Genomic DNA, 18,224 nt, shown 5'->3' with positions numbered 1-18,224 from the left:
ATTCGTGAGCGGTTTTCATCAGGTGTGATCGCCAAAAAGCCTTTCAGAACAGGGAACTCGGCCGTTCTCCCGGCTGGAACAGCTGCTGAACTGGTGCCTGCGGGCTTGACTTGGCCGTCCGCCTTGCGCCAGAGGCAGGGAAAAACCAGCCGCTGGAGACGCTAACATGGCCGTCGCATTCACCTTTCCGGGACAGGGCAGCCAGGCCGTCGGCATGGGCAAGGACCTCGCCGATGCCTTTCCCGAGGCGCGCCGCGTCTTCGAGGAAGTCGATGAGGCGCTCGGCGAGAGACTGTCGAAGCTGATCTGGGAAGGGCCGGAAGAAACGCTGACGCTGACGGCCAATGCCCAGCCGGCGCTGATGGCGGTGTCGCTGGCGGCCGTAAGGGCGCTGGAATCGCGCGGTTTTTCGCTGAAGGACAAGGTGGCTTATGTCGCAGGCCATTCCCTCGGCGAATATTCGGCGCTTGCCGCAGCCGGCTTCGTTTCGGTGGCCGATGCCGCGCGACTGCTGCGCACCCGCGGCAACGCCATGCAGGCGGCGGTGCCGGCGGGCGAGGGCGCCATGGCCGCCATCATCGGGCTGGAGCAGGCTGATGTCGAAGCCGCCTGCGCCGAAGCGGCACAAGGCTCTGTCTGTCAGATCGCCAACGACAATGGCGGTGGCCAACTGGTGATTTCCGGCGCCAAGGCGGCCGTCGAACTGGCGGCGAAGCTCTGCGCGGAAAAGGGTGCCAAGCGGGCGCTGATGCTGCAGGTCTCGGCACCTTTTCACTCGGCATTGATGACGCCAGCCGCCGATATCATGCGCGAGGCGCTGGGCGGGGTCGCGAAAAGCGCGCCGGTGGTTCCCATCGTCTCAAATGTTTCGGTCACGCCGACCAGCGACCCGGATGAGATCGCCCGCCGCTTGGTCGAGCAGGTCGTCGCCCGCGTGCGCTGGCGCGAGACGGTGGAATGGTTCGGCGCCAAAGGTGTCGCGACGCTTTACGAGGTTGGCGCCGGCAAGGTGCTGTCGGGCTTGGCGCGACGCATCAACCGCGATATCGCGACCGGCGCCATCGGCGCGGCCGCGGAAGTCGAGGCGGCGCTGGCAACTTTAGGATAAACGGGAAACTCTTGCTGGCAGGTGCGGCATTCCTACTTCCATCCGTCTTTCTCCCGAAGTCGAGCATCGCCTCGACGATCTCGTGGCGATGACTGATCGAAGCAAAGCCGAATACCTGCGTGACTTCGTTGAACGTGGACTCGAAGATCTCGAGGACTATTACTGGGCTGCGGAAGTGCTGGAGCGGATCCAGGCTTGGTGAAGAATCGGTCGTGAGCGCCGAGAACTTCTGATATGGCCTGGACAACATGACAAAATGCGGAACGAGGGTCGCTCGCGGGGCGTCCGGAAGAATGAGGTTGAAGCAATGTTCGAACTGACCGGCCGTAAGGCGCTCGTCACCGGTGCATCGGGAGGCATCGGCGAGGCGATCGCCAGGGTGCTGCACAGCCAGGGCGCGATCGTCGGCCTGCACGGCACCCGCGTCGAGAAGCTGGAAACGCTGGCTGGCGAGCTCGGCGACCGCGTAAAGCTCTTCCCGGCGGATCTGACCAACCGCGACGCGGTCAAGGCGCTCGGCCAGAAGGCGGAGGCCGATCTCGAAGGCGTCGACATCCTGGTCAACAATGCCGGCATCACCAAGGACGGCCTGTTCGTGCGCATGTCGGACGCCGACTGGGATTCCGTGCTCGAGGTGAACCTGACCGCCGTGTTCCGGCTCACTCGTGAACTCACCCATCCGATGATGCGCCGCCGCCATGGCCGCATCATCAACATCACCTCGGTGGTCGGCGTCACCGGCAATCCCGGCCAGACCAATTACTGCGCCTCCAAGGCCGGCATGATCGGCTTTTCCAAGTCGCTGGCGCAGGAGATCGCCACCCGCAACATCACCGTCAACTGCGTCGCCCCGGGCTTCATCGAATCGGCCATGACCGACAAGCTCAACGACAAGCAGAAAGAGACCATCATGGCGGCGATTCCGACGCGGCGGATGGGCACCAGCGCCGAAGTTGCCTCGGCCGTCGCCTATCTCGCTTCCAATGAGGCGGCTTATGTCACCGGCCAGACCATCCACGTGAATGGCGGCATGGCGATGATCTAGGGTATTTGAGATTCAGGTGATGCCGGCCTGCAAACGGCGGCTTCCTGCGCTTCCGCTCCGGCCCTCGAAAGCCGCCATTTTCGGCTCGGCTTGAGCTGAATCTCACACACCCGGGCGACCGAGCCCCGGGCGCCTGTGAAAACAGCCATTTCGGCTTGGACGCCCGCTGTTTTTCGTGTAATGCGGCCGGCAACCCGGCGGTTCGGGCAAAAACCGGTCCTGTGGCGTTGCGTTTCCCACAAGACCATCTTTCAGCTTGATTAGCGGCATTCCGCCCGCTAACGAAGACAACACAACGTAAGACGAGGCCCCAAATGAGTGACACCGCAGAGCGCGTCAAGAAGATCGTCATCGAGCATCTCGGCGTCGATGCCGACAAAGTGACGGAGCAGGCGAGCTTCATCGACGATCTGGGCGCGGACAGCCTCGATACGGTCGAACTCGTGATGGCGTTCGAAGAAGAGTTCGGCGTCGAGATTCCAGACGACGCCGCCGAGACCATCCTGACTGTCGGCGATGCCGTGAAGTATATCGATAAGGCCTCGGCCTGAGGCTTTCCGCGGGTATCGCCGGGGAGGACCTGCGATGAGGCGAGTCGTCGTCACGGGCCTTGGCCTGCTTTCGCCGTTCGGCATGGGTGTCGAGCACAGCTGGAAGGAACTGCTTTCCGGCCGCAGCGCCGCCTGCCGCATCACCGAATTCGAGGTGGACGACCTTGCCTGCAAGATCGCCCACGTCATTCCGCGCGGCGACGGCTCGAACGGCACCTTCAATCCCGAGGCCGTGCTCGAGCCGAAGGAACTGCGCAAGATCGGCGACTTCATCCTCTACGGCATCGCGGCGGCCGACGAGGCGCTGGCCGATTCCGGCTGGAAGCCCGAGACGCATGAGGACCAGTGCGCCACCGGCGTGCTGATCGGTTCGGGCATCGGCGGCATCGACGGCATCGCCGAGAACGCGATGATCCTGAAGGAGCGCGGCCCGCGCCGCATCAGCCCGTTCTTCATCCCCGGACAGATCATCAACCTGGTCTCCGGCCAGGTTTCCATCCGGCACGGGCTGAAAGGCCCGAACCATGCTGTCGTAACCGCCTGCTCGACGGGCGCGCACGCCATCGGCGATGCCGCGCGGCTGATTATCTGGGGCGATGCCGACGTCATGGTGGCCGGCGGCGCCGAAGCGCCGATCACCCGGCTTTCGATGGCAGGTTTCGCCGCGTGCCGCGCGCTCTCCACCGAGCGCAACGATGCGCCCGAGATCGCTTCGCGCCCCTATGACCGCGACCGCGATGGCTTCGTCATGGGCGAGGGCGCCGGCGTCGTCGTCCTGGAGGAGCTCGAGCACGCCAAGGCGCGCGGCGCCAAGATCTATGCCGAGGTCACCGGCTACGGCCTGACCGGCGATGCCTATCACATCACCGCCCCGGCCGAGGACGGCGACGGCGCCTTCCGCTGCATGGCGGCGGCGCTGAATCGGGCGAAGCTCTCGCCCGCCGACATCGACTACATCAATGCGCACGGCACCTCGACCATGGCCGACACGATCGAGCTCGGCGCCGTGGAGCGGCTGGTCGGCAATGCCGCTTCCAAGATCTCGATGTCGTCCACCAAGTCGTCGATCGGTCATCTGCTGGGCGCTGCGGGCGCCGCGGAAGCGATCTTCTCGATCCTCGCAATCCGCGACAACATTGCCCCCGCCACCATCAACCTCGACAATCCGGAACGCGAGACGGCGATCGATCTCGTGCCGAACAAGCCGCGCCAGCGCCAGATCGATGTGGCGCTGTCGAACTCCTTCGGCTTCGGCGGCACCAACGCCTCGCTCGTCTTCCAACGTTACGATGGCTGAACATTCAGCCTACCGGCAGGTCCGCCGCCTGCCGTCATTTTTGCCAAATTTGCCCCTACACTTCGGCTAGGGGATTCGTTGCAAGATCAGACGGTAGGGCGCCATGAATACAAATCCGGGCGGCGGTGGAGAATTCGGACAGCGTCAGGCGCAAGGACCGATCGTGCCCAAGACAGCCGCCGAGGCGCTGCGCCCCGAGGCTGGCACGCCGCCGCCGTCGAAACGCTCGCGCGCGTCGCGCAGCCAGGTCGTCGTATTCCTGAATTTCTTCCTTTCGTTGGTCATCCTGGTCGTGCTTGCCTCGGGTGCCGCACTCTATTTCGGCATGCAGGCCTTCATTGAGCCGGGTCCGTCGGCCAATGGCGACACCTTCATGGTCAAGCCGAACACCGGCGTTCAGGAGATCGCCGACCAGCTGGAGCGGCGCGGCCTGGTCAGCGATGCGCGCATCTTCAGGCTGGGGGTGCGTGCCACAGGCAACGATTCCGCGCTGAAGGCCGGCGAATACGCCATCAAGCCGCGCGCCTCGATGCGCGACATCATGGAGCTGTTCAAGAGCGGCAAGTCGGTAATGTATTCGCTGACCATCCCAGAGGGGCTCACGGTTGAGCAGGCGCTGCAGCGCGTGGCCGAGCAGGAGGCGCTGACCGGCGACATGCCGGCGGCCATGCCGCCCGAGGGCAGCATCGCGACCGACACGCTGCGCTTCACGCGGGGCGCCACTCGGCAGCAGATGGTCGACAAGCTGGTCGCGGACCAAAAGAAGCTGGTCGAGGACGTCTGGACGCATCGCGCGCCCGACCTGCCGATCGCCAATATGGAGGACTTCGTCATCCTGGCCTCGATCGTCGAGAAGGAGACGGGCAGGGGCGACGAGCGCTCGCGCGTGGCCGCGGTCTTCCTCAACCGGCTCGCCAAGGGCATGCGGCTGCAGTCGGATCCGACCATCATCTACGGCCTTTTCGGCGGCAAGGGCAAACCGGCCGACAGGCCGATCTATCAGTCCGACATCGAGAAGCAGACGCCGTATAACACCTATCTGATCAAGGGCCTGCCGCCGACGCCGATCGCCAATCCGGGCCGCGCCGCACTCGAGGCGGTGGCCAATCCGTCGAAGACCGACGACCTTTATTTCGTCGCCGACGGCAATGGCGGCCATGTCTTTGCCGCGACGTTGGAAGAGCACAACCAGAACGTCGCCCGCTATCGGGCGGTGCAGAAGAAGCAGGCCGATGCGGCGGCCAAGGCCTCCGGCCAGACGACGGCGCCGGCCACTCCCGACGACGGTGCCAGTGCAGGCGCCAGCGGCGAAAATGGCGACGCGGCCCAGTAGGCCGCGCTGATTGCCGGATCTGGCCCGCCTCCTTTGACGCCGGGCCGTATTCATGTTTTGAGGGGACATCCGACGCTGGCCAGAGGTCCGGCGTCTTGCTAGGGGCGCATGCTCGGGCAATCGCGCCGGGCCTGCGTCAAGGGGTGACACGCATCATGAACGTGCAGAGCATGACCGGTTTCGCGCGAGCCGTCGCTGAGCTCGACGGCACGTCGATCGCCTGGGAAGTCAAATCGGTCAACGGCAAGAGCGTCGAGGTCAGGCTGAGGCTGCCGCAGGGTTTTGACCGGCTGGAGCCCGCTGTAAGGCAGACCGTGCAGAAGCGCTTCGCGCGCGGCAATTTCCAGGCAACGCTGACTGTCGCGCGCGCCGCCGCCCAGCAGGCGCAGCCGGTGGTCAACGAGGCGTTCCTGAAGGACCTGGCGGGACTGGCCAAGCGCCTCCAGGAGCAGTTCGGCACCGCGCCGGCGACGGCTGACGGTCTGCTGGCGCTGCGCGGCGTGCTCGACATCCTGGAGACGGTCGAGACCGAGGAGGAGCGCGCCGCCCTCGACGCGACGATCCTGTCGGCGCTGGACATGGCGCTGGCCGGATTGGAGCAGGCAAGGCAGAGCGAAGGTGCCGCGCTGCGCAAGTTGTTGTCCGGCCATATCGACGCCATCGAGGCGCTGACGCTGAAGGCCGAGGCCGACCCGTCGCGCGAGCCGGCGGCGATCCGCGAGCGCATCACCGAACAGGTCCGCCTGCTGATGGATGCGTCGGCCAATCTCGACGCGGTCCGTCTGCATCAGGAAGCGGCCTTCCTCGCCACCAAGGCCGATATCCGCGAGGAGATCGACCGGCTGAAGACGCATGTCGCATCGGGCCGCGCGCTGCTTTCCAGCGGCGGCGCCGTCGGCCGCAAGCTCGATTTTCTGGCGCAGGAATTCAATCGCGAATCGAATACCTTGTGTTCCAAGTCGAATGCCGCCGCGGTCACCGCGATCGGGCTGGAGCTCAAGGCGGTGGTCGACCAGTTTCGCGAGCAGGTTCAGAATCTGGAGTGACGGGGATGGTTGCCAAGGAGCCTACGGCCGCCAGGGATCTGGGGTCCCGCATCCGCCGCCGCGGGCTGATGCTGGTGCTGTCGTCGCCGTCGGGCGCCGGCAAGTCGACGATTGCGCGCAATCTTCTGGAAAGCGATTCGAGCCTGGAGCTGTCGGTCTCCGTCACCACCAGGCCGCGTCGCGGCTCGGAGATCGAGGGCGTCCATTATCTTTTCCGCACCATGCGCGAGTTCGAACGGCTGCGCGATTCCGACGCGCTGCTCGAATGGGCCGAGGTGCACGGCAATTTCTATGCGACGCCGCGCGAGCCGGCCGAGGCAGCACTTGCCGAAGGCCGCGACATGCTGTTCGACATCGACTGGCAGGGCGCCCAGCAGCTCAAGGAGAAGATGCGCGCCGACATTGTCTCGATCTTCATCCTGCCGCCTTCGATGAAGGAGTTGAAGGCGCGCCTGAAGCGCCGCGCCGAGGACCAGGAGCAGGTCATCGAGACCAGGCTGAAGAATGCCCGCGTCGAGATCGAGCACTGGAAGGAATATGACTTCGTCATCGTCAATGACGATCTCGACCGCGCCTTTGCCGAGGTGCGTGCAATCGTTACAGCCGAGCGCCTGCGCCGCGACCGTCGGCCGGGCCTGTTCGATTTCATCTCGGGCTTGCTGGACGAGAAGACGGAGTGAGAGGCAGTGCCTCCCCTTCTCCCACAAGGGGAGCAGGAGGCCGGCAGGCTACACCGCGTTCGTCAACCTTACGAACTCTTCCACACTCAGCGTCTCGGCCCGGCGCGTCGGGTCGATGCCGGCGCGAGTGAGCAGGGCTTCTCCGCCCAAGCTCTTCACGCTTTGCCGCAGCATCTTGCGGCGCTGGCCGAAGGCGGCTTCGGTGATGCGGCCCAGCCTCTTGCCGTCGGTGGGCAGGGGAGATGCACGCGGCACCAGATGCACCACCGAGGACGTGACCTTCGGCGGCGGAGTGAAAGCCTGCGGCGGCACGTCGAAGACGATCTTTGCCTCGGTGCGCCAGCCGGCAAGCACGCCGAGCCGGCCATAGGCGCCGCTGCCCGGGCTTGCGGTGATGCGCTCGGCCACCTCGCGCTGGAACATCAGCGTCATCGATTGATAGAAGGGCGGCCAGTCTGCCGTCGTCAGCCAGCGGATCAGAAGCTCCGTGCCGATGTTGTAGGGCAGGTTGGCGGCGATCTTCACCGGGCTGCCGTCCGTCGTGCCGGCAAGCGCGGCAAAATCCGTCTTCAGCGCATCGCCGGGAATGACCTCGAGCCGGCCTGGATAATGGCCGGACACCTGCGCCAACGCTTCTAGACAGCGCTCGTCGCGCTCGATGGCGATCACCCGTTTGGCGCCGTTGAAGAGCAGCGCCCGGGTCAGCCCGCCTGGGCCGGGCCCGACCTCGATCACGGTCGTCTCGCTGAGGTCGCCGGCCGCGCGCGCGATCTTGCTCGTCAGATTGAGGTCGAGCAGGAAGTTCTGGCCGAGCGCTTTCTTCGCCTGCAAACCGTGGCGCTCGATCACCTCGCGCAGTGGCGGCAATCCGTCGATGGTCGTGCGCCCCCCGCTCAAATCGAGCCTCATGCCGCCGCAGTCCGGCGGCCGCTGTCGGCGAGGCGGCGCGCCAGCCTCAGCGCCGCGATCAGGCTGTCGGCGCGTGCAATGCCCCTGCCGGCGATGTCGAACGCCGTGCCGTGGTCCGGCGAGGTGCGGATGAAGGGCAGGCCGAGCGTCACATTGACGGCCTCGTCGAAGCCCAGCGTCTTGGCTGGGATCAGCGCCTGGTCGTGATACATGCAAAGGGCTGCGTCATAGCCGGCGCGTGCCTGCGGATGGAACATCGTGTCGGCCGGCAGCGGCCCGACGGCGTCGATGCCCTCGGCCTGAAGCGCCTCAACGGCAGGCAGGACGATCGACAGATCCTCCGCGCCCATCGCGCCGCCTTCGCCGGCATGCGGATTGAGCCCGGCGATGGCGAGCCTGGGCCGCGCGATGCCGAAGCGGCTCTCGAGGTCGGCCGCGGTGATGCGTCCTGTGGCCACGATCAGCTCGCTCGTCAGAACCTTCGGCACCTCGGCAAGCGCGATGTGGATGGTGACCGGAACGGTGCGCAATTCGGGCCCGGCAAGCAGCATCACCGGCGTCACCTCGGCGCCGGTGTGGCGCGAGGCCAGATGCGCCAGGTATTCGGTGTGGCCGGGAAAGCGAAAGCCGGCGTCGTAGAGCGGCTTCTTGGCGATGGGACAGGTGACCACCGCGGCGGCGCGGCCGGCGAGGCAGTCGGCGACGGCGCGGTCGATCGCTTCGATGGTGCCCGCGGCATTGGCCGAATTCGGCTTTCCGGGACTGTCCAGATGCCGGGCGTAGAGTGGCACGACAGGCAGTGCGCGGGGAAAGTGATGCGCCGCTTGCCCCGGCAGGGTCTCCATGATCGCCACGTTGGCCCCGATCTCGCGCGCCCGCGCCTTGATCATGGCAGGATCGGCGAGCAGGTAGAAGGGCGGCACGCCGGCGCTGTCGCCCGCCTGCCAGGCGGTGATGGCGATCTCGGGCCCGATGCCGGATGGATCGCCGACGCTGAGCGCCAGCGGCGCGTCGGTCCCACTGGCGCTCATGGCGTCACGTGGGGCGCCATATCTGCTTCGAAGCAGGGCGGGTGGCTCGAGCCTTGTTCTGTCATGCGCCGAAAACGGCCTATCGCTCGACGATGGTGGCCTTGTTGCGCAGTTCCTCGACATATTTCTTGCTGAGCTCGTCGGCGTCCTTGTCGTTGCTGCCGCCTTCGGCCTGGAACACCATCTGGGCGGCCTTGTCATCGGAAACCTCGCGCGAGGAACAGATACCGATGAACTCGACGCCGCGTTCGGTCTCGCGCGTCGGCGTCGCCCCTCCGACCTTGGTCGCCTTGATCTGTTCGGCCCAGTCCGACGGCAATTGCGGCGCCAGCACGCGGCCGAGATCGCGCACCGTGACGTCGATCAGCCCTTTGGCGAATTCGCGCGTGGTGTTGCAGCCGTTGAAGCGGGCACGCATGGCGTCGGCCTCGCGCTTGCGCTTGGCAAGCGTGGCCGAGCGCTCGGAAGCGGGCACCACGAAGATGACCTGCTGCAGCATATATTCCGTGGCGCTCGGCTTGGAGCCGCCCTTGTCGAGCATGCGGCGGACCGCATCCTGCTCAGTCACCGAGCCACCCTCGCCGGAGCGGTAGCGCGCGCCAAGCGCCTGGTTCCAGGCCATCTGCGCGCGGATGAACTCCTTGAAATGCTCCTTCGTGACGCCCGACTGCGCCATGACGGCGTCGAGCTTCGCGAGCGGCATCTTGTTGTTGGAGGCAAAACGCTGATAGGCGGCGTCGACCTGCTGGTCGGTGATGCGGATGCCGAGCCGCTTGGCCTCGGCAAGCCGCAGCGTCTGGTCGATCATTTCCTTGGCCGCGTCGCCTTTCTTGCGCTGCAGCTTGAAGAATGCGGCGCGATGGGCGATGTCGCCGGTGGTGATCGGTATGTTGTTGACGACATATTTGATCTGGCTGGCGAATGCCGGCGGCGTCATTGCCGCGATCGAAACCGAGGTCGCCGCCACCAGCAGCGCGAATCCTGCCGAAAACAGGTATTTCCTCATCTCACCTTCCCAATTCCTATCCGCCACGACGGCGCCGCACGTCCTCCGAACGCATGCGCTATGTGGTCGACCCCATGCCCGTCCTATGCGGCGAAACAATGTCGCCGGCGCATGACCCCGAGAATGGGCCCCACTTTCGAAGGATCACGCGCCAAACCAAGCTTCACGCCAGCGACGGCGCACGCCGTGACCGGCGCTGCCTCCGCTTACTGGATCGTGTCGACGCCGCTGGTCGACGAGCCGAAATCGCCGAGCGTGCGGAACGACAGGTTGAAGCCGATATTCTGCGACACCTCCTTGGTGACCGTATCGCGCGTCTGCGAGAACGTCATCACATAGGTGAAGCAGGAATCGTTATAGGCGAAGCCGACGCCGTCCTTAACCAGGACGCTTGTCTCCAGGTCGTAGGTGCCGGTGCCGAAGACCCGCCAGCTCTCGGCCAGGTGCGTAGAGGCTCCGAGCGTGACCTCGTGGCGGTCCGTGGCGAAGCCGTAGAGCGGCTGCGCCTGGATGAAGGCATATTTGGCGCTGAGCGAAACCGGCAGGCCGGAATAGGCCGCCTTGATCTCCGCGCGCCTGACCTCGAATGTCTGCTCGTCGAACCGGCCGCTGAGCGAGCCGGAGAAGCCGCTCGGGCTGTTGAAGCCGATGAGGCCGACATAGTCGGACTTGGCGGTCTGCAGGCCTGAATAGGCGCCGACATTGACGAGGTCCGGCGCGTCGAAGGAGTTCTCGCCGCCCAGTTGGTAGGATTGGCCGAAGATGGCGTTGGTGCCCCAGCCGTTTCCATAGGCGCCGGAGTAGCGGAAGCCGACATTGGCGCGCGTGCCGCCTTCGATGCGATCGTAGCCGGAGAACTTGTCGCGCTCGAACAGGGTCGTGGCGTCGAAGACGAAGCTCTGCGCGTCCTCGTTCGGAATGGCCAGCCCGCCGACATATTGCTCGTTCGGCCGCACGAAGATCTGCGCTGTCGGTTCCAGGACATGGCTGGAGTTCGACATCGAGAACAGGAGTGGCCAGCGCATCTCCAGGCCGAGCGTGGCCATGTAGCGGGCGAGCGAGGAGCGCATGTCGACATCCTCGCCGAGATTCGCCGCCATCTGGTTGACCGCCGCCAGCGATTCGGATGTGGTCGACACATAGCCGGCGTCGCCACGGAAGGCGAGCAGCGGCGTCAGCTGCAGTCCGTCATCGGTGGTGAAGGTGCGCTTCCATTCGGCCTCCGCCGTCAACCGGCTGGACTGGCCCTCGAGGCCGCGCACGTTGTTAATGGAAGTGTCGTCGAGCGGATTGGCCAGCACCGCGTCCAGCCGGTCCCGGCTGATGACGCGCGCATTGACATTGAGCGACAACTGCCCGCCCGCCACCGACATGTCGGGAATATAGGCGTAGTCGAACGACGGCAGCACCCAGGGCTGCTTGGCGGAGCGCGCCGTCGGGTCGCTGGACAGCGTGTCTTCCTGCACCTCGAATCGCATTGCCCTGACGTCGAAATAATTACGGTCGCTCAGGCCCGTCAGATAGATCGACGACTGGTGGACGAGGTCGTTGTAGCCGTCGATGTTATAGGTGCGCGAAAAATTCTTATCGGTCTGCAGCAGCACGTCCCAGCCGAAGTTCCAGCGCTCGTTGATGGCGAACTGGCCTTTGGTGCCCATCATGCCGCGGAACTTGTTGGGATCGTTTGGCTCTCCCGAATCGACGGTAAAGCGATTGCCCGTGCCGATGAAGGCGTCCGGATCCTGCTGATTGATGCCGGCGATTTTCAGGCTGTATTCGCCATTGTTGAAGCGCTGCCGCCATTCGGCCTCGCCGAGGAAGCCCTGCTTGGTGTAGCCGCTGCCGGTGACGGTCAGGTCATAGGTCGGCGAGAGCGCGAAATAGTAGGGTACTTTGAGGCCGACGCCGAGGTTGTTGTTGTAGACGATGCCGGGAATCAGGAAGCCGCTCTTGCGCTTGACCGTCGGGTCGGCGATCTCGAAGGCTGGCAAATAGGCAAGCGGATAGCCGAAGAACTCGAAATTCGCATTTTCGAAGCGAACCGTCTTCTTCTCGCCGTTCCAGATGATCTTCCTCGCCTTGACGCGCCATGTCGGTGCCGAGTCGGGCTTGTCCTCGCAGGGCTCGCAAGCGGTGTAGATGCCGTTGTGGAATGTGGTCAGCACGCCGCCCATGCGCTCGGCGCTTTCGGCGGCGAAATAGGCCTTCTCGACGGTCTCGACGCGCAGCGCGTTGACGAAGCCGTCGGCGAAATCGTCGGTGATGTCGATATGCTCGGAATTGATCTTGGTGCCGTCGCTGTTGATGAGCTCGACGGCGCCGCTGGCGACGAGGCGCTTGGTATCGCGGTTGTACACCACGCGCTGGGCGACGAGCTTGTTGCCGCCATAGTCGATCTGCACGCCGCCGACGGCCGTCACGGTGTGCTTGTCGTTGTCATAGACGAGCGTATCGGCGGCCAGCAGCATCTGTGTGCCGGAGGGAACAGGCTTCGCCGTGATGGTCTGCGCCAGCGCCGGCACCGTCGGTACCACGCAAGCGAACAAACATGCCAAGGCTGTCGCCCCATAAAGGCGTGCCAGGCCGGCCTGCCTATGGCTGCGCAAACCAGCCTCCCTCACTAGCCGTCTTCCTTGTATAGCAGAAAAGTCACCCCGAAGAACATAGCCACGACAACCGGAACCCATGCAGCCACCATTGTAGGCACGAATCCGGCGACCCCGAATGCCTTGACCAGTACCGAAACGACATAAAGCAGAAAGCCGGCCAGGACGCCACCCAGAATCATCGTCGCCGACTGCCCCATCCGCGCAAATCGCATTGAAACTGTTGCCGCAATCAGCGTCATGGCGACGAGGAGAAACGGCAACGCCACCAGCGAATCAAACTGCATGGCGAAGGCATTTGCCTTGAGGCCGAAGGAGCGGGCAACCTCGATCTTTGCCGGCAGCTCGTAGAACGGAATGGTTTCCGGGCGCGCCAGGCGTTCCTGCACGAATTCCGGCTTGAGGTTGGTGGCCACGCGGTCGGAAGCCTCGGCACGGATGTTGCCGTCCTTGAACAGCTTGACGTCCTGCAATTCCCAGTAGCCGTCGCGCAGGAAGGCGCGCGCGGCGTCCTTGCGCTCGACGATGTTGCCCTGCTGGTCGAGCACGAAGAATACCGCGTCCGCCATCTCCAGCCCCTGGTTGAGGATGGCGCGGGCGCCGATGATGGTGTCGCCGTAGTTGGTCTTTTGCCTCAGCCAGGGCGTCGTGTCCTCCGCGACGGCGTTCGACTTGCCGGCGCGCAGCTGGTTTTCCATCTGCTCCGACCAGGAAAATCCGTGCGCGGCGATCGGGTTGAGCACGCCGACCGACAGCAGCCCGAACATCAGCGCGCCGACGCAGCACGGGAACAGGAACTGCCAGGCCGAAACCCCCGCCGAGCGCGCGATGACAAGCTCGTAGCGGCGGTTGAGCGAGACCAGCGTCGCCATCGCCGAAAACAGCCCGACGAAAGGCACCGTCTGCAGCATGATCATCGGCATCCTCAGCGCCGAAATGGCGAAGGCGGTGCCGTAGGTGAAGCCCGGCAGTCCGGTCGTGCGCCCCGAAAGTTCGGTGAAATCGATCAGGAATACCAGCGCCAAAAGGCCGAGGAAGAACCAGATAGTGATCGACACGTAGCGGAAGAAGAAATAGCGGCCCAGCGTCCAGCCCATCGTCAGGCTCCCTGGCCGGAGGTGCCGCGCCGGGCGAGCCACAGCTTGAGCGCCGTCCAGCCCTCGCTCACGCGACCGGCGACATTCGTCATCCAGTCGGCCCAGGCGGCGGGCAGTTCCATGCTCCGCGACGAGACGATGAACCAGGCGGAGACCGCCGACGCCACGATCGGAACGGCGTAGACCATATAAGCGTAGTACCAGACCTTGTCGGCCTTGCCGGCGGCGAAGAAGCCAAGCCAGCGGACGAAAAGGGCGATTGCGATTGCGGTGATCAGCGGATGGATGCGCGCCTCGCGATGCGAGCGCGCGTCGCCTGCGACCGCAAGCGCGATCAACGCGAAGACCAGCGAATAGGACCATTCGGAGAAGCGCTGGTTGACCTCGGCCGTATAGCTGCCCGGATTGCGCTGGTACATCTTGTCGTTGGGATCCGGGTCGAGCAGGTATGGCGTCGTCCGGTCCTTGGGCAGCAGCGTGATCTCGTTCGCCGCCGACATGAAGGCCGACAGGTCGAAGGCGTAGGAGGTGAAACGGATGACGGAAAGGTCGCCGGTCACCGATTTGCGGTTGATGACGCCGTCATTCATCATCAGCACCTTCTCGTCGCCTTTTTCGACGATGCTGCCGGTTTTTGCGTAATAGGTGAGGTTGGCGCCTTCCTCGCGCGAATCGGCGACGAAGATGCCGCCGAGCTTGTTGTCGGGGAGCCGTTCTCCGATCTGGAGGAACAGGCCGTCGTCGATCTTACGGAAGGTGCCTTCCTGGATGATCAGTGACAGAAGGTCGGCGCGCGAGGCCGCCACCAACTGCCGGTTCTTCTGCCTGGCATAGGGATCGACGCCGTTATCGACGGCAACGGAAAAGACGCTGGCCGCCAGCGCCAGCAGAAGGATCGGCCGCGCGATCGCCCAACGCGAGGCGCCCGCGGCGTTGATCACCGCCAGCTCCGAATCCGTGTTCATGGCGCTCAGCGTCTGCGCCACCGCGACCACAAGCGCGAACGGCACCACGATCGGGACGATCGAGGGGATGATCAGGGCCGCGACTTCGAAGAAGGTCAACGCCGACTGGCCACTGTCGGTGACCAAGTCGATCTTGGCGAGCACCTGCGTCGTCCACACGATCGCCAGTGTCCACGCCAGCGCCGCCAGGAACATCGCCGTAGCGCGACGCATGATGTAGCGTTCAACGACCTTCATGAAGGCTTTTCTCGATTGTGCCGAACGGCATCATGCCCGCCGACAAGGTAGTCATCCGCCGACGCCTGCACAACCGGGTCCATAGGCGGCTCATCTGGTTTGTCCTCTCCACGCCACGCGCCCGGCGCGGCGGAGTCTCCGCGTCAATGAATAAGAAATGCGAAACATTGATGGTTAACAACAGGTTGCGGCATAAAGCTTGCGTTCCGCCGCGACGAATCCTTGGTTGGTTTCGGCGCCGATATAGACAGCGATTTCGGCCAAAGTCTTGCCAAATGGCCGAAAACGACCAAATGTCGCGCACGCTTGAAAGCCGGTTCGCGGCGCCTCACCCCGGAAGCAGGATCTGATGACTTCGAGACCTTCGATTGCCTTTGCCAAATTCGCCGCGCCCAAAAATGGCAGCGTCTTCGTGCTTGCGGCCGACGGCGGCGGCCTTAGCGATGCCGCGAAGGCCTGCGACCCGGCTGGCGCATTGGCGCGCGCGTTTCCGGTCGCCGATTTCTCCGGCAAGTTCGCGAGCTCGGTGGAAGTGCTGGCACCGGAGGGAACCTCTGTCGACCGGCTGGTGGCCGTCGGCGCCGGCAAGGTCGCAAGCCTCGACGACTACGCCTGGCTGAAGCTCGGCGGCGCGGTTGCCGCCGCGCTGCGCAAGGCTGTGGAAGTCGCTGTCATCCTCGATCTTCCGGACCTCCAGCCGGACGGCAGGCAGGCGGCGCACCTTGCCGCCGGCATCCTCCTGCGCAGCTACGGCTTCGACAAATACAAGACCAGGAAGGACAAGGAAGACGGCCAATCCGACGCCAAGGGGGCGGAGAGCAAAAAGGCCGAAACCGCAAAGCCGGCCAAGATAACCATCCACTGCGCCGACCCTTCCGCCGCCAAGAAGGCCTTCGCCGCGGAAGAGGCCGTTATCGAAGGCGTGCTGCTTGCGCGCGATCTCGTCAACGAGCCGGCCAATACGCTCGGTCCGGTCGAGTTCGCCGCTCGCGCGAAGGAACTGGAAGGGCTCGGCGTCGAGGTCGAGATCCTCACCGAGAAGGAGATGAAGAAGCTCGGCATGGGCTCGCTGCTTGGCGTCGCGCAGGGCTCGCCGCGCGGCGCCCGCATGGCCGTCATGCAATGGAAGGGCGGCAAGGCCAAGGACGCGCCGATCGCCTTCATCGGCAAGGGCGTCACCTTCGACACCGGCGGCAATTCAATGAAGCCGGCCTCCGGCATGGAGGACATGAAGGGCGACATGGGCGGTGCCGCCGCGGTCACCGGGCTGATCCGTGCGTTGGCCGCCCGCAAGGCCAAGGCCAATATCGTCGGCGTCATCGGCCTGGTCGAGAACGCTGTCGACGGCCATGCGCAACGCCCGGGCGACATCGTCACCTCGATGTCGGGCCAGACCATCGAGGTCTTGAACACCGACGCAGAAGGCCGCTTGGTGCTCGCCGATGCGCTCTGGTACACCAACGATCGCTTCAAGCCGAAATTCATGGTCAATCTGGCGACGCTGACCGGCGCCATCATGGTCGCGCTTGGCCAGCACTATGCCGGCCTGTTTTCCAACGATGACGAGCTGGCCGGCAGGCTTTTCGGCGCCGGCCAAGCGACGCAGGAGCGGCTGTGGCGCATGCCGCTTGGTGCCGAATACGACAAGCTGATCGAGTCCAAGAACGCCGACATGAAGAACATCGGCGGCCGCTATGGCGGCGCCATCATCGCCGCGCAGTTCCTGCAGCGTTTCGTCAAGGACACGCCCTGGGCGCATCTCGACATCGCCGGCACCGCGATGGGCGCGCCGGCGAGCGAGATCAACCAATCCTGGGGCTCCGGCTTTGGCGTGCGGCTGCTCGATAGGCTGGTACGCGACCATTACGAAGGGTAAGGCTGTCGTGGCCGACATCCTGTTCTACCACCTGACCGAATCGACGCTTGAGGAAGCCCTGCCGGGCCTGCTCGAGCGCAGTGTCGAGCGCGGCTGGCGCGCGGTCGTGCAGACCGGCACGGAGGAACGGCGGGACGCGCTCGACCAGCATTTGTGGACGTTTCGCGACGACTCCTTCCTCGCGCACGCCACCGACCGCGAAGCCTATCCGGCCGAGCAGCCGATCCTGCTCACCACGGGGGAGGGCAACCCCAACGCTGCCCAGATCCGCTTCCTAGTCGATGGTGCGCACCCGCCCGAGCTTTCGGGCTACGAGCGCGCCGTCTTCCTGTTCGACGGCCACGACGCAGCGCAGCTCGAAGGCGCGCGCAGCCACTGGAAGACGATGAAGGAAGCCGGCCACGCGGTGACCTACTGGCAGCAGACGCCCGACCGTCGCTGGGAGCGCAAGGCGTGAGAGTGATCAGCGGTCGCTGATCGTCGTCTTGTTGATTTTCGTGCTGGGCGGAAGGTCCTTCACCTGTCGGTGGATTTGGCCGGCGATATGCACTTTGACCCTGAAGAAGTCTTCTTGATTTGCTCGACGGACATTTCCCCACCGAGCACGGGTGGCGTTTCAAAGTCGTAACATTCGCCGGCGGCAGGCGCGCTACATCAGCGATGCGGTGGCCATGCGATTTTTGGCGGTATTCGGCTTCTTGTCGCCGACATACTCAACATTCGTATCGATGAGGCGGTCGCTGTCGATGCCAATCGCGGTCATGATGTCCATGATCGCCTTGATCCGTTGCTTGGCCAGGTCCTTGTTCGTCTTTGCCGCATTGGCGCCCGTGATCTCCTTGGCGGCCAATGCCGTCAGTTCCACGTTGCAACGCGTATCCTTGATGCTGTTGGCGAACTTCTCCAGTTCGCTTTTGACCTGCGGTGAAATCACGGACGACTTGCTGTCGAAGACGAGCTGTACCTGTACTGGACTGCGCTTCTCATACTGCCGGCACGAGATCCCTTGCTTGGGCAGAGTGTAAACGATGGCGCTCCGCGCCTGTTTCGTGTCGGCGGCGCCGTCGTCGACCCAGTGCTGGACCGGAAGCACCATTTCCGGTTTGACGCCCTGGGTCGTAAGGAAATCGCTGACTGCGTCGAGCCTGCGGCCGGCTATTTCGTACGCTTTCCGGCCTTCCTTGCTGGCGGTCGCATAAACCCTGTAGCCGCAGTCACGCCCTGCGTCCTTGACGAAGGCTGCCAAACTCTTCCCTGCTTCGTCGGTGACCCTGCCGTCGCCCTTCTTGAACAGGACGCGGTACGAATGCCACTGGATACATTTCGGCCCAATGTCGCGCTCCTGGGCAGTCGCTCCGAAAAAAATCGCGCTTACCGCAAGTGTGACAACGGCCAGAACAAGGCTGAGTGTATTTCTCATCTTCTTGGTGCCTCTCG

17 protein-coding genes and 1 pseudogene are annotated in these 18,224 nt (G+C 64.4%); 10 read left to right on the top strand and 8 right to left on the bottom strand.

The annotated features are described in order from the left end of the window. The first annotated feature begins 166 nt into the window (after positions 1–166). The 8 genes from fabD (at position 167) to gmk (ending at position 7,060) form a co-directional block, all read left to right on the top strand. Positions 167–1,108 (top strand): ACP S-malonyltransferase, encoded by a 942-nt coding sequence (gene fabD, locus P9254_RS16830; RefSeq protein WP_278056439.1) that lies wholly within the window; start codon positions 167–169, stop codon positions 1,106–1,108. Between the two features lie 82 nt (positions 1,109–1,190). Continuing rightward, the gene (locus P9254_RS29100) at positions 1,191–1,310 is read left to right on the top strand and encodes a hypothetical protein (RefSeq protein ID WP_278056440.1); all 120 of its coding nucleotides are present in this window, start codon (positions 1,191–1,193) and stop codon (positions 1,308–1,310) included. A gap of 105 nt (positions 1,311–1,415) precedes the next feature. Beyond that, positions 1,416–2,153: a 3-oxoacyl-[acyl-carrier-protein] reductase gene (gene fabG / locus P9254_RS16825; RefSeq protein ID WP_095779178.1), complete on the top strand. Its 738-nt coding sequence runs from the start codon at positions 1,416–1,418 to the stop codon at positions 2,151–2,153. A gap of 314 nt (positions 2,154–2,467) precedes the next feature. Further along, entirely contained in the window at positions 2,468–2,704 is a 237-nt protein-coding gene (locus P9254_RS16820) for an acyl carrier protein (protein WP_006203723.1), read from the top strand. Positions 2,705–2,738: 34 nt separating this feature from the next. Continuing rightward, a complete protein-coding gene (gene fabF, locus P9254_RS16815) occupies positions 2,739–4,001 on the top strand; it encodes a beta-ketoacyl-ACP synthase II (protein WP_067330280.1) in 1,263 nt (420 codons plus the stop codon). Between the two features lie 103 nt (positions 4,002–4,104). After that, a complete protein-coding gene (gene mltG, locus P9254_RS16810) occupies positions 4,105–5,334 on the top strand; it encodes an endolytic transglycosylase MltG (RefSeq protein WP_127216282.1) in 1,230 nt (409 codons plus the stop codon). Between the two features lie 155 nt (positions 5,335–5,489). Next, the gene (locus P9254_RS16805; protein ID WP_127242093.1) at positions 5,490–6,380 is read left to right on the top strand and encodes a YicC/YloC family endoribonuclease; all 891 of its coding nucleotides are present in this window, start codon (positions 5,490–5,492) and stop codon (positions 6,378–6,380) included. Positions 6,381–6,385: 5 nt separating this feature from the next. After that, positions 6,386–7,060: a guanylate kinase gene (gene gmk / locus P9254_RS16800; RefSeq protein WP_066995702.1), complete on the top strand. Its 675-nt coding sequence runs from the start codon at positions 6,386–6,388 to the stop codon at positions 7,058–7,060. A gap of 48 nt (positions 7,061–7,108) precedes the next feature. Here the strand turns inward: gmk and rsmA are convergent, their stop codons facing one another. From rsmA to lptF, 6 genes are all read right to left on the bottom strand, one after another. Then, entirely contained in the window at positions 7,109–7,969 is an 861-nt protein-coding gene (rsmA, locus tag P9254_RS16795; protein ID WP_067330290.1) for a 16S rRNA (adenine(1518)-N(6)/adenine(1519)-N(6))-dimethyltransferase RsmA, read from the bottom strand. Next, entirely contained in the window at positions 7,966–9,000 is a 1,035-nt protein-coding gene (pdxA, locus tag P9254_RS16790; protein WP_278056444.1) for a 4-hydroxythreonine-4-phosphate dehydrogenase PdxA, read from the bottom strand. The genes rsmA and pdxA overlap by 4 nt, the downstream gene beginning before the upstream one ends. 79 nt (positions 9,001–9,079) lie before the next feature. Then, on the bottom strand, positions 9,080–10,006 hold the full coding sequence (locus tag P9254_RS16785; RefSeq protein ID WP_278056445.1) for a peptidylprolyl isomerase: 927 nt from the start codon (positions 10,004–10,006) through the stop codon (positions 9,080–9,082). Positions 10,007–10,212: 206 nt separating this feature from the next. Next, entirely contained in the window at positions 10,213–12,627 is a 2,415-nt protein-coding gene (locus P9254_RS16780; RefSeq protein ID WP_066995713.1) for an LPS-assembly protein LptD, read from the bottom strand. After that, on the bottom strand, positions 12,627–13,709 hold the full coding sequence (gene lptG, locus P9254_RS16775) for an LPS export ABC transporter permease LptG (RefSeq protein WP_278056447.1): 1,083 nt from the start codon (positions 13,707–13,709) through the stop codon (positions 12,627–12,629). Before lptG ends, P9254_RS16780 begins: the two co-directional genes overlap by 1 nt. A 2-nt stretch (positions 13,710–13,711) precedes the next feature. Then, positions 13,712–14,911: an LPS export ABC transporter permease LptF gene (gene lptF, locus P9254_RS16770; RefSeq protein ID WP_278056449.1), complete on the bottom strand. Its 1,200-nt coding sequence runs from the start codon at positions 14,909–14,911 to the stop codon at positions 13,712–13,714. 349 nt (positions 14,912–15,260) lie between these two features. Between lptF and P9254_RS16765 the strand changes: the two genes are divergently transcribed. Together P9254_RS16765 and P9254_RS16760 are read left to right on the top strand one after the other, a co-directional pair. Beyond that, on the top strand, positions 15,261–16,787 hold the full coding sequence (locus P9254_RS16765) for a leucyl aminopeptidase (protein ID WP_278056451.1): 1,527 nt from the start codon (positions 15,261–15,263) through the stop codon (positions 16,785–16,787). Between the two features lie 7 nt (positions 16,788–16,794). Next, on the top strand, positions 16,795–17,244 hold the full coding sequence (locus P9254_RS16760) for a DNA polymerase III subunit chi (RefSeq protein ID WP_066995722.1): 450 nt from the start codon (positions 16,795–16,797) through the stop codon (positions 17,242–17,244). 59 nt (positions 17,245–17,303) lie between these two features. On the opposite strand, the pseudogene P9254_RS29095 reads toward P9254_RS16760, so the two are convergent. Continuing rightward, positions 17,304–17,396 (bottom strand): annotated as a pseudogene (locus P9254_RS29095) (hypothetical protein); the annotation flags it as partial. Positions 17,397–17,436: 40 nt separating this feature from the next. Then, positions 17,437–18,207, bottom strand: coding sequence for an OmpA family protein (locus P9254_RS16755; RefSeq protein WP_278056454.1), 771 nt, complete (start codon positions 18,205–18,207; stop codon positions 17,437–17,439). Between the last annotated feature and the right edge of the window lie 17 nt (positions 18,208–18,224).

This window comes from Mesorhizobium sp. WSM4983 (assembly GCF_029625765.1).
Taxonomy (GTDB): domain Bacteria; phylum Pseudomonadota; class Alphaproteobacteria; order Rhizobiales; family Rhizobiaceae; genus Mesorhizobium.
This window is presented reverse-complemented; position numbering and strand designations above follow the sequence as displayed.